Source organism: Aureimonas sp. CAS, from assembly GCF_059838215.1.
Genome location: NZ_CM187563.1, coordinates 2238187 through 2252646, shown reverse-complemented (window position 1 = coordinate 2252646; position 14460 = coordinate 2238187). Strand labels below are relative to the sequence as shown.

Annotated in this window: 16 protein-coding genes; 7 read left to right on the top strand and 9 right to left on the bottom strand. The window is 68.1% G+C overall.

The window, feature by feature from the left end; translation table 11 throughout:
- The first annotated feature begins 1 nt into the window (after position 1).
- From AC6R2M_RS10900 to ndk, 3 genes are all read left to right on the top strand, one after another.
- A complete protein-coding gene (locus tag AC6R2M_RS10900; protein ID WP_500482024.1) occupies positions 2-220 on the top strand; it encodes a type II toxin-antitoxin system VapB family antitoxin in 219 nt (72 codons plus the stop codon).
- Positions 160-609 carry a type II toxin-antitoxin system VapC family toxin gene (vapC, locus tag AC6R2M_RS10895; RefSeq protein WP_500482022.1) on the top strand — a complete coding sequence of 150 codons (450 nt, stop codon included), beginning with the start codon at positions 160-162 and terminating at the stop codon, positions 607-609. Before AC6R2M_RS10900 ends, vapC begins: the two co-directional genes overlap by 61 nt.
- Before the next feature lie 86 nt (positions 610-695).
- Entirely contained in the window at positions 696-1118 is a 423-nt protein-coding gene (gene ndk, locus AC6R2M_RS10890; RefSeq protein ID WP_500482020.1) for a nucleoside-diphosphate kinase, read from the top strand.
- Between the two features lie 54 nt (positions 1119-1172).
- Here the strand turns inward: ndk and AC6R2M_RS10885 are convergent, their stop codons facing one another.
- The 4 genes from AC6R2M_RS10885 to uvrC all read right to left on the bottom strand — a co-directional run bounded on the left by AC6R2M_RS10885 (position 1173) and on the right by uvrC (position 4602).
- The gene (locus tag AC6R2M_RS10885) at positions 1173-1622 is read right to left on the bottom strand and encodes a molybdenum cofactor biosynthesis protein MoaE (protein ID WP_500482018.1); all 450 of its coding nucleotides are present in this window, start codon (positions 1620-1622) and stop codon (positions 1173-1175) included.
- Between the two features lie 4 nt (positions 1623-1626).
- Complete coding sequence (gene moaD, locus AC6R2M_RS10880; protein WP_500482016.1) at positions 1627-1878, bottom strand: molybdopterin converting factor subunit 1; 252 nt, start codon at positions 1876-1878, stop codon at positions 1627-1629.
- A 15-nt stretch (positions 1879-1893) separates the two neighbouring features.
- Positions 1894-2475, bottom strand: a complete 582-nt coding sequence (pgsA, locus tag AC6R2M_RS10875; RefSeq protein ID WP_500482014.1) for a CDP-diacylglycerol--glycerol-3-phosphate 3-phosphatidyltransferase — start codon at positions 2473-2475, stop codon at positions 1894-1896.
- A 108-nt stretch (positions 2476-2583) separates the two neighbouring features.
- Positions 2584-4602 carry an excinuclease ABC subunit UvrC gene (uvrC, locus tag AC6R2M_RS10870; RefSeq protein WP_500482012.1) on the bottom strand — a complete coding sequence of 673 codons (2019 nt, stop codon included), beginning with the start codon at positions 4600-4602 and terminating at the stop codon, positions 2584-2586.
- A gap of 292 nt (positions 4603-4894) precedes the next feature.
- On the opposite strand from uvrC, the gene AC6R2M_RS10865 reads away from it, so the two are divergent.
- Positions 4895-5554, top strand: coding sequence for an outer membrane protein (locus tag AC6R2M_RS10865; RefSeq protein WP_500482010.1), 660 nt, complete (start codon positions 4895-4897; stop codon positions 5552-5554).
- 304 nt (positions 5555-5858) lie between these two features.
- Here AC6R2M_RS10865 and AC6R2M_RS10860 read toward each other — a convergent pair whose 3' ends face one another.
- The 3 genes from AC6R2M_RS10860 to AC6R2M_RS10850 all read right to left on the bottom strand — a co-directional run bounded on the left by AC6R2M_RS10860 (position 5859) and on the right by AC6R2M_RS10850 (position 7868).
- On the bottom strand, positions 5859-6455 hold the full coding sequence (locus tag AC6R2M_RS10860; protein WP_500482009.1) for a glutathione S-transferase family protein: 597 nt from the start codon (positions 6453-6455) through the stop codon (positions 5859-5861).
- 26 nt (positions 6456-6481) lie between these two features.
- The gene (locus AC6R2M_RS10855) at positions 6482-6958 is read right to left on the bottom strand and encodes a hypothetical protein (RefSeq protein ID WP_500482007.1); all 477 of its coding nucleotides are present in this window, start codon (positions 6956-6958) and stop codon (positions 6482-6484) included.
- Between the two features lie 61 nt (positions 6959-7019).
- Positions 7020-7868, bottom strand: a complete 849-nt coding sequence (locus tag AC6R2M_RS10850) for a 23S rRNA (adenine(2030)-N(6))-methyltransferase RlmJ (protein ID WP_500482005.1) — start codon at positions 7866-7868, stop codon at positions 7020-7022.
- Positions 7869-8012: 144 nt separating this feature from the next.
- On the opposite strand from AC6R2M_RS10850, the gene AC6R2M_RS10845 reads away from it, so the two are divergent.
- The 3 genes from AC6R2M_RS10845 (at position 8013) to AC6R2M_RS10835 (ending at position 12523) form a co-directional block, all read left to right on the top strand.
- A complete protein-coding gene (locus AC6R2M_RS10845; RefSeq protein ID WP_500482003.1) occupies positions 8013-9119 on the top strand; it encodes an alkene reductase in 1107 nt (368 codons plus the stop codon).
- 101 nt (positions 9120-9220) lie between these two features.
- Positions 9221-11329 carry a molybdopterin-containing oxidoreductase family protein gene (locus tag AC6R2M_RS10840; RefSeq protein ID WP_500482001.1) on the top strand — a complete coding sequence of 703 codons (2109 nt, stop codon included), beginning with the start codon at positions 9221-9223 and terminating at the stop codon, positions 11327-11329.
- A gap of 234 nt (positions 11330-11563) precedes the next feature.
- A complete protein-coding gene (locus AC6R2M_RS10835; protein ID WP_500481999.1) occupies positions 11564-12523 on the top strand; it encodes an IS110 family RNA-guided transposase in 960 nt (319 codons plus the stop codon).
- Between the two features lie 183 nt (positions 12524-12706).
- Here AC6R2M_RS10835 and purN read toward each other — a convergent pair whose 3' ends face one another.
- Together purN and purM are read right to left on the bottom strand one after the other, a co-directional pair.
- Complete coding sequence (gene purN / locus AC6R2M_RS10830) at positions 12707-13351, bottom strand: phosphoribosylglycinamide formyltransferase (protein ID WP_500481997.1); 645 nt, start codon at positions 13349-13351, stop codon at positions 12707-12709.
- Complete coding sequence (purM, locus tag AC6R2M_RS10825) at positions 13348-14418, bottom strand: phosphoribosylformylglycinamidine cyclo-ligase (protein WP_500481995.1); 1071 nt, start codon at positions 14416-14418, stop codon at positions 13348-13350. The genes purN and purM overlap by 4 nt, the downstream gene beginning before the upstream one ends.
- Positions 14419-14460: the final 42 nt, after the last annotated feature.

The window sequence follows — 14460 nt, the reverse complement described above, 5'->3', positions numbered from 1 at the left end:
CATGCGCACGAACATCGACATCGACGACAACCTGATGCGGAGTGCGATGGAGGCTACGGGGTTGCGGACGAAGAAGGAGACGGTGGAGGAGGCTCTCCGAACCCTCGTACGCCAGCGGTCTGCTCACCAGGCGCTGCTGGCGCTGCGCGGCAAGGTGGAATGGGAAGGCGACCTCGACCAGATGCGTCGAAACAGACCCGCTGCCGAAGGCGACTGGTGATCCTCGGCGACAGCTCGGCCTGGATCGATGTCCTGGCCGGGCGGACTGGTCCACACGTGGACACGTTCCTGCGGGCCTCGTCCCTCGGCCGAATGGTGGTCGGCGATCTCGTCCTTCAGGAAGTGCTCCAGGGGATCAGGGTCGATCGACGCCATCGCGATACGTCCGAGATGATGGCGCGCTATCGTCAGGTCGATCTCGTCGGCCGGGACATCGCTCTCGCGGCCGCCGCCAACTACCGCCTGCTGCGCAAGCGCGGCATCACCGTTCGCGGCACGATCGACGTCATCATCGCCACATGGTGCATCGAGCATGACGTACCGATCATCCACAACGACCGCGACATGAGCGTCATGGAACGCGAACTGGGCCTGCGCGCCTACGCCTGAGCGCCGCCCGCCTTGCCGCGCGGGGAGGGCGCCGTTATAGAGCGCGCCATCTCCTTTCCATTCCCATGTTCAAGGAACGAGCCCCCATGGCGATCGAACGCACCTTCTCGATGATCAAGCCGGACGCAACGCGGCGCAACCTGACCGGCGCGATCACGAAGATGCTTGAGGACGCGGGCCTGCGCGTCGTCGCGTCCAAGCGCGTTTGGATGAGCCAGCGCGAGGCCGAAGGCTTCTACGCCGTCCACAAGGACCGCCCCTTCTTCGGCGAGCTCGTCGAGACGATGACCTCCGGCCCGACGATCGTGCAGGTCTTGGAAGGCGAGAACGCCATCCTGAAGAACCGCGAAGTCATGGGCGCCACTAACCCGGCCAATGCCGACGAGGGCACGATCCGCAAGACGCACGCCGTCTCGATCGGCGAGAACTCCGTGCACGGTTCGGACGCGCCCGAGACGGCGGCCGAGGAGATCGCCTACTGGTTCTCCAAGACCGAGATCGTCGGCTGATTTCAGCCTTCACGATCGAAGCGAACGCCGGCCTTCGGGGCCGGCGTTTTCGTTTCAGGCCCAGCGGCCGGCGGCGGTGTCGTCGCTGTCCTTGGCCTCGACCCAGCCGCCCACCGTCCCGTCGACGAGGTGCTCGCGCTTCCAGAACGGGGCCTTCGTCTTCATGTAGTCCATGACGAAGGACGCCGCCTCGAAGGCCGCATGCCGGTGGCGCGAGGCGCAAAGGACGAGGACGATCTCCTCGCCCGGCCGCAGCTTGCCGTAACGATGGATGGCCTTCGCGGCCGTCAGGTCCCAGCGCCGCGCGGCCTCGGCGAGGATCGCCCCGATCTGCCGCTCTGCCATTCCGGGATAGTGCTCCAGCTCCAATGCGCAGAGGCGCCCGCCCTCGTCGCGGCAGTAGCCAGCGAAGGCCACCACGGCGCCCGCCGTGCCGTCCGAGCCGAGTGCCTGCGTCTCTGCTCCGATGTCGAACCGCTCGGCCTGGACCCGCGCCTCGATCATCGCCTCAGCCGCCCGTCATGGGTGGAAAGATCGCGACTTCCCGGACATTCGTCAGCGGCTCGGAGTGGTCCGCGTGCTCCTGATCGAGCGCCACGCGCAGCACCTCGGGCGCCTGCAGAGCGGCCTCGTACCCGTCGCCGCGCGCGCGCAGCCACAGGAGAAGGTCCGAAACGGTGACGATCCCGGCCGGCAGGGTGACGGTCTCCTCGTCCGTGCCGATCCGCTCTCGGACCCAGGCGAAATAGCGAATTCTCATGCCCGCCTCCCGCGATCAGTCGCCGATGTGCCGAAGACCGGCCCGGAAGTAGTCGTAGCCGGTGTAGAGCGTCACCAGCGCCGAGACCCACAGAAGGAAGATGCCGGTCTCCGTGACGAAGGGGACGATCCGATCGCCCGCCGGCCCCGCGAGCAGAAACGCGATCGCGACCATTTGGGTTGCCGTCTTCCACTTGGCGAGCCGCGTGACCGGGACGGAGACCTTCAGCTCGGCCAGATACTCGCGCAGGCCGGACACGAGAATTTCCCGGCACAGAATGACGATGGCCGCCCAGATCGACCATCCCGCGATGGTCCCGTCGGCGGCGAGGATCAGAAGGACGGCTGCCACCAGAAGCTTGTCGGCGATGGGGTCGAGCATGCGCCCGATCGTCGAGGTCTGCTGCCAGATGCGGGCGAGGTAGCCGTCGAGCCAGTCGGTGATCGAGGCTGCCGCGAAAAGGAAGAGCGCCCACCAGCGCGCGGTGTCGGACGCCTCGAGCGTGCCGCCCGCGAAGAAGCAGGCGACGACCAGCGGCACCGCGAGGATGCGGGCATAGGTCAGAAGATTGGGCAGGCTGTAGGCCTTGGATGACATGAAGATCGCTGTCCGCTTCTGAAGTACCCTGCGGTCCGGTTCTTTTGGGTCGGCGAGGCGGGCCGCGTCAACCGCCCGCACGTGCCGCCCTCCGTCTCGGGGCCGGATCTACTTTCGCTCGTGGAAATGGTCGTAGATGGACTGCGCCATGGCGTCGGAGATGCCCTCGACCTTGCGCAGATCCCCGAGAGCGGCCCGCGATACGGCTTTGGCCGTGCCGAAATGGTGCAGAAGCGCACGCTTTCGGCTGGGTCCGATGCCGGCCACCTCGTCCAGCGGGTTGGCGACGAGCTCCTTCTTGCGGCGGGCGCGGTGCGAGCCGATGGCGAAGCGATGCGCCTCGTCGCGCAGGCGCTGCACGAAGTAGAGCACCGGATCGCGCGGCGGCAGGGTGAAGGGCTCGCGGCCCTCGACGACGAAGCGCTCGCGTCCCGCCTCGCGGTCGATGCCCTTGGCGACGCCGATGGTCGTCACCTTGTCGGCGATGCCGAGCTCGTCGAGAATGGCGCGAGCGGCAGAGATTTGGCCCTTGCCGCCGTCGATCAGAACGAGGTCCGGCCAGGCGGGCATGTCGGCGTCCTGGGCGTCTTCCTCGCCCTCGGCCGGCGCCGGAGGCGTCGAAGGACCGTCCGCGTTCTCTTTCAGGAGGCGCGAGAAGCGACGCGTCATCACCTCGCGCATCATCCCGAAATCGTCCCCCGGCGTGATGTCCGTGCCGCGGATGTTGAACTTGCGGTACTGGTTCTTGGTGAAGCCCTCCGGGCCGGCGACGATCATCGCGCCGACGGCATTGGTCCCCATGATGTGCGAGTTGTCGTAGACCTCGATGCGACGCGGCGGACGGGGGAGGGCGAAGGTCTTGGCGAGCCCCTCAAGCAGGCGCGACTGCGATGAGGTTTCCGCCAGCCGCCGGCCGAGTGCCTCGCGGGCATTGCCCTCGGCATGGGCGACGAGGTCGCGCTTGGCGCCGCGCGCGGGCACCTCCAGCCGCACCTTGCGTCCGGCCTTGGTCGACAAGGCCTCGCCGAGCAGAGCCTCGTCCTCCAGCGCGATCGGCAGGAGGATCAGGCGCGACGGCTCCTTGTCGTCGTAGAACTGGGCGAGGAAGGCGGCCAGCACCTCCTCCGGCTCGATCGACGGATCGGCCTTCGGGAAGTAGGCGCGGTTGCCCCAGTTTTGACCGGTGCGGAAGAAGAAGACCTGGATGCAGGTCAGGCCGCCCTCCTGATGGATGGCGAAGACGTCCGCCTCCTCCACGCCCTGCGGGTTGATGCCCTGATGTCCCTGCACGTGCGACAGGGCGGCGAGTCGGTCGCGGTAGAGGGCGGCGCGCTCGAAGTCGAGATCGTCGGAGGCGGCCTGCATGGCCTGGGACAGCGAGCGCTTCACCTCGCCGGAGCGACCCGACAGGAAGCTCTTGGCCTCGCCCACGAGCCCCTTGTAGTCCGCGATGGAGATTTCGCCCGTGCAGGGCGCCGCGCAGCGCTTGATCTGATGGAGAAGGCAGGGCCGCGTGCGCGTCGCGTAGACGCTGTCGGTGCAGGTGCGGATCAGGAAGGCGCGCTGCAGGGCGTTGACCGTCCGGCTCACCGAGCCGGCGGAGGCGAAGGGGCCGAAATAGGCGCCCTTCCGGGAGCGCGCGCCGCGATGCTTCATGATCGCGGGGGCCTCGTGGTCTTCCGCCACGAGAATGTAGGGGAACGACTTGTCGTCCCGCATCAGCACGTTGAAGCGCGGACGCAGGCGCTTGATGAGGTTGGCCTCGAGGAGGAGCGCCTCGGTCTCCGTCCGCGTCGTGACGAACTCCATCGCCCGCGTCGAGCGGATCATCCGCGCGATGCGGTTGGAGTGGCCACCCGAGCGCGCGTAGCTCGCCACGCGCTTCTTCAGCGAGCGCGCCTTACCGACGTAGAGGGCTTCGTACTGCTCGTCGAGCATCCGGTAGACGCCGGGGCTGTTCGGCAGGCGCTTGACGAGCGCCGCGATGAGCTCGGCTCCCGTCAGGTCCGAGGAGGGGGCGAGGTCCCCGCCGCTCCAGTCGATCGAGAGCGAGGGCGCGGCGGGCGCTTCGCTCCCGCCGTCCTCCTCGTCGAAATCCTCGTCCGGGATCGTCTCGTCGTCGTTCATCGTCTTCCGGATCGGGACTGCGTCTGTTCGGGCCCGGCGGCGAACCGCCGGGCGCTTCGGTCGCTATATGCCTCCTCGAGCCTTCGATTTCACCCCTTCGGCCCTCTCGCTTTCGATGCGAGTGTGCCCTCCGTGCAATTGGCAGCGCCGAGCCGGACCTCCTATATCTGAGGGCGAGAGGCGGGTGCCGTTCGCACCTCTCTCAGCGGCGGAACGACCGGGATACCGGGCGAGTTTGTCGCGAAGGAATCTCAAAGCCGCCGCGTCTCTGGCGGTGTGTCGGGAAAGTACGATGTCGGCGTTGCGCGCAATCCTCGCGGTGGCTCTTTCCCTGACCGGGACCGTTGCCGCGTCTGCGGCGGACCCGGTGCCGGTCGACATGGGCATTGCGACGATCGCGGCCCCGCCGTCGATCTACACTTGGTCCGGCCCCTATGTCGGTGGCTTCGTCGGCTATGCCGACCGCGACGTGGACCAGTCCGGCGGCGCGACCTTCAGCAATGACGGCTTCATCGGCGGCGTCTACACCGGCTTCAACCTTCAGAACGACAATCTGGTCTACGGCATCGAGGGCGATGTCGGCGGCGCGAATGTCGACGGCAGCGGCTTCAACGCCGCGTCGGGTCTGCCCGTCACCGGCGACGCGGGCGCCTTCGGCTCGGTCCGCGCACGGCTCGGCGTCGCCTACGACCCGTTCCTGTTCTTCGCCACCGGCGGCGCGGCGGTCGCCAACAACGAGCTGACGCTTGGCGGCGTGAGCGACTCCAACACCCATTGGGGCTGGACGCTGGGCGCGGGCATCGAGGCCTTCGTCACGGACAACATCACCTCGCGGGTCGAGTACCGCTACTCGGACTACGAGAGCCGCGACTACAATCTCGGCAACAATGTCGAGTTCTCGTCCGGCTTCGACGAGCACTCCATCCGCGCCGGGCTTGCGCTGCGGTTCTAGGCTGCCGAAGAAATTTGGGTTTCGAGGGCCGCGCCGAGAGGCGCGGCCTTTTCGTTTGCGTGAGATGGTTTTCGGCTGCAGGATGGCGGAGATACAACCGTGTCCGGCACACGCGCCATTCTTCTCCCCGGCGGGGAGAAGGTGCCCGAAGGGGCGGATGAGGAACCGGCGAAGCCGGTTCGGCGTGGAGGATTGTCCAGAACGCGGACTGCGCGCTTACGCTGCCTCACATCGGCCTGCCGGCCACTTCTCCCCGCCGGGGAGAAGAAGCGGCGTCGGCGTCTCGCCTATTCGTCTACGGCCCTCAAGCCTTCGAACGCGTCTCGGCGAAGGGCGGAAAGCGGTCCGCGAAGCCGTCGAAGAACGCGCGCAGCTTCGGCCGTCCCTCGTCCCACTTTCCTTTGAAGCGGAGTTCGGCCCAGGAGAGCATGGCGGCGACCGCGAGATGGCCGATGTTCACCGCTTCGGGCAGCTCGTCGATCTCGGCTTCCAGCCGGTCGAGGCCGCGCGAGGCCTTGGCCCACTGCCGGTCCGTCCACCCCTCGAAGCGCTTCTCCTCGGGACGGAAGCGCGCCTCGTAGACGACGAGGATGGCGCCGTCGACGACGCCGTCCGCCAGCGCCTCGACGCGCTTGGCCTGAAGCCATTCCGCATCGGTCTGCGGGATCAGCGCGTTACCGCTGCGACGGTCGAAATATTCGCAGATCACCCGGCTGTCGTAGATCGCGCTGCCGTCCTCGAGGACGAGGGTCGGGATCTTGCCCAGCGGGTTGGCGGCGAGGAGATCGTCCGGGTTCGCCGTCGTGTCGACCACCTGGGTCTCCAGCGGCAGGTCGCAGAGAGCGGCCGCGAGGCGCACCTTGACCGAATAGGGCGAGGACGGGGAATGAAGCAGGCGCATGAATCTCTCTCGAAGAGGCGCCGCGTTCAGAAGCGGCGCAGGGACTGGCAGTTCGCGCCGTACACCTTCCAACGGTCGTAGCCGAGGAAGCAACCCTCCGCGCGCCATCCGATCGAGGCGAAGCCCATCGGATGCTCGATCACGTAGTAGACCGTCGTGTAGGGCGTGCCCATCTTCGAATCGAGAAGCATGCCGCCGCCGATCAGCGCCTGGCCCTGGCAGTAGCGCCGCTCGACCTTGCGGTTTCCGCCCTTCGGGAAATAGGCCCGCTCGAAGAGGCCGGCGAACTGCTGAACCTGCAGGGCCTGCCGCTCGACGCGCGGCGCGCCGTATTCGAACTGGTCCTCGATCTGGGCGAGGACGCGCGGATCTTCGCAGGCCGGCACCAGTGCAGGCTGAACGACCACCGGCGCCGGCGCCGGGCGCAGGTCGGCCGCACCGGCGGGCGAGGCTGCCGCGAAGGCGCAGGCGGCGGCCAGAATCGTCAGGAGGCGGTTCGCCATGGCTGCGGTGTCCCTCTCTCGTCCGCGACGCTCGCGAAGATGCATCGCTGTAGGTATCGCATCAGCGCGCTTCGTCCACCAGCGCAAGAACGCCACAATGGGCCTCGCTCGACAGGCCGAGAGCAGGCAGCAGCGCCTGCATGATCGTTTCGGCCTCTTGCCGGAAGACGAAGGGCGGGTTGATGACCGCGAGCCCCGAGCCGATCAGCCGCTCCTCGACCGGGAAGGGCTCGCGGAAGAACTCCGCCGTCTGGATGTCCGGAATGCCGCTGTCCTTCAGGAGCGCATGCAGACGCTCGCGCTCGGCCCGGCGCTTGATCGGATACCAGATCGCGAAGGTGCCGCCCGTCCAGCGCCGATGCGCGGCGATCACGCCCTCCACGATCCGGTCCAGTTCGCCTTCGCGCTCGAAGGGCGGGTCGATCAGCACGAGGCCACGCTTTTCCTTGGGCGGCACATGCGCGTTCAGCGCCAGCCAGCCGTCGAGTTCGATCGCCTTGACCTGAACGTCTCCGGCGAACTCGGCCTTCAGGGCCGCGGCGTCGACCGGGTGGAGTTCGTAGGCCGAGAGCCGGTCCTGCGGCCGCAGGAGACGGCGGACGAGAAGAGGGGAGCCGGGATAGGCGGGGTGTGCGGGCTCCCCCGCAACGTCGCGCACGACTTCGAGATAGTCCGCCAGCAGCGGCTCCTGCGCGGCGGGCGAGGCGAGAAGCCTGGAAATGCCCTCCAGATGCTCGCCCGTGCGCCTCGCCTCGTCGCCCGAGAGATCGTAGCGCCCGCGCCCCGCATGGGTGTCGAAGACGCGGAACGGTTTCTCCTTGCGCTTCATGTAGGCGACGAGGCGCGACAGGAGCGCGTGCTTGTGGACGTCGGCGAAGTTCCCGGCGTGGAAGGCGTGGCGGTAGTTCAAATCGGGCGGCCCTTCGCGCGTGCGACGGATTGTTCATCGAGGGTGGGGTGAATCGGCTCTTTCCTTTCCCATATGCGCGGTCCGACCGGAAGCGCGGGTGGCCGGAGAGCCGACCCGTCCGGCAGACACGAGGAAGATGCAGCCATGGCCGATCTGTTCGAACCCTACGCGCTCGGACCGCTCCAATTGTCCAACCGCGCCGTGATGGCGCCGCTGACGCGCTCGCGCGCCACAAGCGAGGGCGTGGTGAAGGACATGCATGTCGAATACTACCGCCAGCGCGCCGGCGCCGGCCTCATCATTTCGGAGGCGACCAACATCTCGCCCGAGGCGCGGGGCTATGCCTATACGCCTGGCATTTTCAGCGACGAGCAGGTGACCGCCTGGAAGCGGGTGACGGACGCCGTTCACGACGAGGGCGGCAAGATCGTTCTCCAGCTCTGGCACGTCGGCCGCATCTCGCATCCCGACCTGCAGCCGGGCGGCGCCCTGCCGGTGTCGGCCTCGGCGGTGAAGCCGAGCGGGCAGGCCTTCACCGAGACCGGGTTCAAGGACCATGTGGAGCCGCGCGCCCTCGAAACGAGCGAGCTGCCGCGTCTGATCGAGGACTATGTGCGTGCGACGCGCAACGCGCGGGCAGCCGGTTTCGACGGCGTCGAGGTCCATTCGGCCAATGGCTATCTGCTCGACCAGTTCCTGCGCGATTCCAGCAACAAGCGCACCGATTCCTACGGCGGCTCGATCGAGAACCGGATGCGGTTGCCGCTGGAGGTTCTCGATGCGGTGATCGCGGCCTGGGACAAGGACCATGTCGGCATCCGCATCTCGCCGGTCACCGATCTCGGCGGCAGCGTGGACTCCGACCCGCAGGCGCTCTTCGAGGCCTATGTCGAGGAGATCGAGAAGCGCGGGCCGGTCTATCTCCACGTCATCGAGGGGCAGACCGGCGGCGACCGGGACAAGAACGGCTTCGACTACCACGCACTGCGCCAGCGCTTCTCGCGCACCTACATGGGCAACAACGACTACGATCTGGATCTGGCGGTGAAGCGCCTTGAGGCCGGCGAGGTCGACCTCGTGTGCTACGGCAAGCTCTTCATCTCCAATCCCGATCTGGTCACGCGCCTGCGCCTCGGGGCGCCGCTGAATGCGTACGACCACGACACGTTCTACGGCGGCGACGAGCGCGGCTTCACCGACTATCCGGCGCTGACGATCGAGGAGAAGGCGCGCTACGCCAACGCGGCCTGACGGCCCGAGAGAAGGGGGCGTCCGCAGCCGGGCGCCCCTTTTCCCGGACCTTCTTTCGATACGGACTGCCGGACCCGCGAGCGGGATTGTATAGTGGCGGCATGAACAAGCCGCTCGACCACCGCACGGGCTTCACCGCCTGTCCGCACGACTGCCCCTCGACCTGCGCCCTGGAGGTCGAGGTCCTGGACCGCGCCACCATCGGCCGCGTGCGCGGAGCGGCCGACAACAGCTACACGGCCGGCGTCATCTGCGCCAAGGTCGCGCGTTACGCCGAGCGCCAGCACCATCCGGACCGCCTTCTGAAGCCCATGCGCCGCGTCGGGGCCAAGGGCTCCGGGCAATGGGTGGACATCTCCTGGGAGGCGGCTCTCGACGAGATCGCGGACGCCTTCGTCAAGGCGGAGGCGCGGCACGGTTCGCAGGCCGTCTGGCCCTACTACTACGCCGGGACGATGGGCCTCGTGCAGCGCGACGGCATCCACCGTCTGCGCCATGCCAAGCGCTACTCCAACCAGTTCGATTCCATCTGCACCAACACGGCCTGGACCGGCTACGTCGCCGGCACCGGCAAGCTGATGGGCGTCGATCCGCGCGAGATGGCGGTCTCGGACTGCGTCGTCATCTGGGGCACCAATGCGGTGGCGACGCAGGTGAACGTGATGACCCACGCCATCCGCGCTCGGAAGGAGCGGGGCGCGAAGATCGTCGTCGTCGACATCTACGACAACGCGACGATGAAGCAGGCCGACATGGCGCTGAAGCTGCGGCCCGGCACCGACGCCGCGCTCGCCTGCGCGCTGATGCACATCGGCTTCCGCGACGGGACGGCGGACCGCGCCTATCTCGATCGCTACACCGACGATCCGGCCGGACTGGAGGCGCATCTGCGCACCCGCACGCCGGAATGGGCGGCCGCGATCACCGGCCTGTCGGTCGAGGAGATCGAGGCGTTCGCGGGCCTGATCGGGCGCACGCCCCGGACCTTCTTCCGCCTCGGCTACGGCTTCACGCGCCAGCGCAACGGCGCGGTGGCGATGCATGCCGCGCTCTGCGTGCCCACCGTCTACGGCCACTGGCAGAGCGAGGGCGGCGGCGCGTTCCACAACAACGGCGCGATCTTCCAACTCGACAAGCGCGTGATCGAGGGGCACGAGTCCCGCGACCCCTCGGTGCGCCATCTCGACCAGTCGAAGATCGGGCGCGTTCTGACGGGGGACGCGCAGGCGCTCCAGGACGGTCCGCCGGTCACGGCCATGCTCGTCCAGAACACCAACCCGATGAACGTCGCGCCCGAGCAGCGACTCGTCCGGCAGGGCTTTGCCCGCGAGGACCTCTTCGTCGCGGTCCACGAGCAGTTCATGACGGACACGGCTCGGGTCGCCGACATCGTCCTGCCCGCCACGACCTTCCTCGAACACGACGACATCTACCGGGGCGGCGGCCAGAGCCACATCCTGTTCGGGCCGAAGCTCGTGGACGCGCCGGAGCACGTTCGGACCAACCATTTCGTCGTCGAGGAGCTCGCCACGCGCCTCGGCGTCGCGGACCGGCCGGGCTTCGGCATGACCGAACGCGAGCATGTGGACAAGCTGTTGACGCTCAGTGGACATGGCGGGCTGGACCGCCTGGAGCGCGAGCGCTGGATCGACGTGCAGCCCTCTTTCGAGGAGGCCCATTTCGTGAACGGGTTCAACAATCCGGGCGGCAGGTTCCGCCTGCGGGCGGATTGGCGGGGCATGGCCGCGCCGAACCGCCCCCCGGCTTCGATGGGTCTTCTCGGGCCTGTGGACGAACTGCCGTCCTTTCCGGACCACGCCGAACTGAACGAGGCTAGCGACGAGGCGCATCCGTTCAAGCTCGCGACCTCGCCGGCGCGTCAGTTCCTGAACTCGACCTTCGCCGAGACGCCGGGATCGGCCCAGCGCGAGGGTCGGCCGGAGCTGATGATGCATCCCGAGGACGCGTTCCGTCTCGGCCTGTCGGGCGACCAGCCCGTGCTCGTCGGCAACCGCCGGGGCGAGGTTCTCATGCCGCTGAAGGTGACCGATGCCGTGCGGCCGGGCGTCGTCCTCCACGAGGGGCTCTGGCCGAACTCGGCCTTCGAGCGCGGGGAGGGGATCAACACGCTGACCGGCGCGGATTCGCCCGCGCCCTTCGGGGGCGCGGCGTTCCACGATACGGCGGTGTGGGTCCGGGCAGCGGGGTAAGCTGCGGGTTTCGATCCGGGGGTGCTCTACGACGCCCTTGTCTGTGCCTGGATGTTGTAAGCTGTTTCTGTCTTCCGGGACGCCCGCTTGGCGCTCCAACGCCAAGCGGGCTGTTGGCGGAGGGGCCGATAAGCCCTGAGCGTCGAGCGCTGAGGATGAGCAGGGCCGCCGCCGACGTTTCATGACCCGGATGGTTGCAGGGACGAACGGGTCCGAAGCCACAAGGATGGGTCGATGGAACGGGCACAGCGTAACACGAAAGTCGCCGGAATCGATGTGGGGAAGTTCTGGCTGGACGTGGCGATCCACGGCCGGGACGGGACGCGCCGGTTTGCCAATGACGAGGCGGGCCTGACAGGGCTTGCGGTCTGGCTGGCCGAAGAGGGCGTGGTCCGCGCGGGGCTGGAGGCGACGGCCGGCTACGAGCGGGCGGCCCGCTCGAGACTGGAAGCCGAGGGCGTTCAGGTGATCGTCCATCAGCCGCTGGAGGTTCGGCTGTTTGCGCGGCTCAAGCGCTGGAAGGCCAAGACCGATCGGCTGGACGCGGTCCTGATCGCGGCGGCGACGGTTCAGGTCGAGACGGTCCGGGCCGCTCGGGACCCGCTCCTGGTCGAGTTGGCACAACGCCTGACCGCCTATGAGCACATCACCGACAAGGTCGCCGACCTGAAGACCTTCATGGAGCATGTCGATCTGCCCGACCTCGTCGAAAGGCTGGGCCAGGAAATCGGGAGCCTTTCGCGTCTCAAGGTCAGGCTGGCGAGCGATATCCTCGCCCGGATCAAGGCCCGCCCCGATCTTCTGACGCGCTACCGCCTGCTGTTGTCCCTGCCGGGCGTCGGGCCGATCGTGGCCGCCAGCCTGCTGATCCGCATGCCCGAGCTCGGCGCCATGCGGCGCGGTCAACCGGCCGCCCTGCTCGGCGTGGCTCCGCTCGACCGGCAGTCGGGGCAATGGAGGGGCCGAAGCGTCATCGGCGGCGGCCGGGCCCGTCCGCGCCGGATGCTCTATCTCGCCGCCATCGCCGCCAAGCGCTGCGACCCCGGCTTCAAGGCCTTCGCCGAGAGACTGATCCAGGCCGCAAAGCCTCCGAAGGTCGCCATCGTCGCCGTCATGCGAAAGCTCATCGAGGCCGCCAATCTGGTCCTGCAAAGACAGCAGCCATGGACCGCGCAAACCGTCCCAACGACATAGTTGCTCATCCCGCTGCCGCCACCTTCTCCCCGAGGGGGAGAAGGGCCTCTCGATCGGCCGCCTCGCCCGACTTCATTCGTTCAACGGAATGGCAGAGCCCCGGAGCTTCGCCTTCTCCCCTTGGGGAGAAGGTGGCGGCAGCCGGATGAGGGTGTTGCGACCGCTGCGTTTCCGCGAACGTTATCAAACCTCGACGAACAGACCGCCGATGGCCCCCTCGCCATAGGTCGCGCGTCCGTCCCGCATCCGAACACGGCCCTCCAGCACCAGCCGCAGCGCATGCGGGTAGAGCCGGTGCTCGGCCACGAGCAGCCGCTCGGCGAGAGTTTCCGGCGTGTCGCCCGGACGGACCGCGATCGCGGCCTGCGCGACGATGGGGCCTTCGTCCATCTCCTCGGTCACGAAATGGACGGTGCAGCCGTGAATCCGCATGCCCGCTTCCAGCGCGCGCTCATGCGTGTGGAGGCCCGGGAAGAGGGGCAGCAGCGAGGGGTGGATGTTAATCATCCGCCCCGCGAAGCGCTGCACGAAGCCGGGCGTCAGAAGACGCATGTAGCCGGCGAGGCAGACGATCTCGGCACCGCTCGCCTCGATCGCGGCGGCCATTTCGTCCTCGTGCGCCTCGCGGGTCGGATAGGCCTTGCCCTCGATGGCGCGGGCCTCGATGCCGTTCTCCCGCGCCGTCCGCAGGCCTGCCGCGCTTCCCTTGTTGGACAGGACGAGGGCGATCTCACCGGGGAAGTCCGGGTCCCTCGCGGCTTCGATCAGGGCGCTCATGTTCGAGCCGCGACCCGAGATCAGAACCGCGACCTTGGTACGGCCGCTCACAGCGCGAGGCTTCCCTCATAGACGACCGCCTCGCCGCCCTCGCGCGGACCGATCGAGCCGAGGGGCACGACGTTCTCGCCGGCATCCTGCAGGACCGCCGAGACCGTGGCGGCATCCTCCGGCGAAACCGCGAGGATCATGCCGATGCCGCAGTTGAAGGTGCGCAGCATCTCGGCGGTCGCAACGCCCCCCTCGCGTGCCAGCCAGCCAAAGACGGGCGGCGCGGCGATGGCGGACAGATCGATCTCGGCGCGCAGATGGTCCGGCAGGACGCGCGGAATGTTCTCGGGAAAGCCGCCGCCCGTGATGTGGGCGAGCGCGCGGATGCCGTCCGTCTCGCGGATCGCCTTCAGGAGCGGCTTCACGTAGATCCGCGTCGGCGCCAGCAGCGCCTCGCCCAGCGTGCGCGACGAGTCGAAGGGAGCGGCGTCCTCGTAGGCGGCGCCGGTCAGTTCGACGATGCGGCGAACCAGCGAGTAGCCGTTGGAGTGGCAGCCGGACGAGGCGAGGCCGAGAATGAGGTCGCCGTTCGACAGTTCGGCGGAGGGCAGCAGGCGTCCGCGCTCGGCGGCCCCGACGGCGAAGCCGGCGAGATCGTAGTCCTTGTCCGCGTAGAGGCCCGGCATCTCGGCCGTCTCGCCGCCGATCAGCGCGCAGCCGGCCTGCCGGCAGCCTTCGGCGATGCCCGCCACGATCGCCTCGCCCTGTGCGGGGTCGAGCTTGCCGGTCGCGAAATAGTCGAGGAAGAAGAGAGGCTCGGCGCCCTGGACGACGAGGTCGTTGACGCACATGGCGACGAGATCGATGCCCACCGTGTCGTGGCGGCCGGCGTCGATCGCGACCTTGAGCTTGGTGCCCACCCCGTCGTTCGCGGCGACGAGGACCGGGTCCTTGAAGCCTGCGGCCTTCAGGTCGAACAAGCCGCCGAAGCCGCCGATCTCGCCGTCCGCACCGGGCCTGCGGGTGGAGCGCACCAGCGGCTTGATGCGGCGGACCATCTCGTTGCCGGCGTCGATGTCGACCCCCGCTTGCGCGTAGGTCAGACCGTTCTTGGGCGTCTCGCTCATCTCAAGCGTTCCGTTTCATCGAAATGTCGCGTGGCGCGTCGC

Coding starts and splice junctions, on each gene's coding strand:
- AC6R2M_RS10900 (WP_500482024.1), top strand. CDS start 2: ATGCGCACGAACATCGACATCGACGACAACCTGATGCGGAGTGCGATG.
- vapC (WP_500482022.1), top strand. CDS start 160: ATGGGAAGGCGACCTCGACCAGATGCGTCGAAACAGACCCGCTGCCGA.
- ndk (WP_500482020.1), top strand. CDS start 696: ATGGCGATCGAACGCACCTTCTCGATGATCAAGCCGGACGCAACGCGG.
- AC6R2M_RS10885 (WP_500482018.1), bottom strand. CDS start 1,622: ATGATCGAGGCGCGGGTCCAGGCCGAGCGGTTCGACATCGGAGCAGAG.
- moaD (WP_500482016.1), bottom strand. CDS start 1,878: ATGAGAATTCGCTATTTCGCCTGGGTCCGAGAGCGGATCGGCACGGAC.
- pgsA (WP_500482014.1), bottom strand. CDS start 2,475: ATGTCATCCAAGGCCTACAGCCTGCCCAATCTTCTGACCTATGCCCGC.
- uvrC (WP_500482012.1), bottom strand. CDS start 4,602: ATGAACGACGACGAGACGATCCCGGACGAGGATTTCGACGAGGAGGAC.
- AC6R2M_RS10865 (WP_500482010.1), top strand. CDS start 4,895: ATGTCGGCGTTGCGCGCAATCCTCGCGGTGGCTCTTTCCCTGACCGGG.
- AC6R2M_RS10860 (WP_500482009.1), bottom strand. CDS start 6,455: ATGCGCCTGCTTCATTCCCCGTCCTCGCCCTATTCGGTCAAGGTGCGC.
- AC6R2M_RS10855 (WP_500482007.1), bottom strand. CDS start 6,958: ATGGCGAACCGCCTCCTGACGATTCTGGCCGCCGCCTGCGCCTTCGCG.
- AC6R2M_RS10845 (WP_500482003.1), top strand. CDS start 8,013: ATGGCCGATCTGTTCGAACCCTACGCGCTCGGACCGCTCCAATTGTCC.
- AC6R2M_RS10840 (WP_500482001.1), top strand. CDS start 9,221: ATGAACAAGCCGCTCGACCACCGCACGGGCTTCACCGCCTGTCCGCAC.
- AC6R2M_RS10835 (WP_500481999.1), top strand. CDS start 11,564: ATGGAACGGGCACAGCGTAACACGAAAGTCGCCGGAATCGATGTGGGG.
- purM (WP_500481995.1), bottom strand. CDS start 14,418: ATGAGCGAGACGCCCAAGAACGGTCTGACCTACGCGCAAGCGGGGGTC.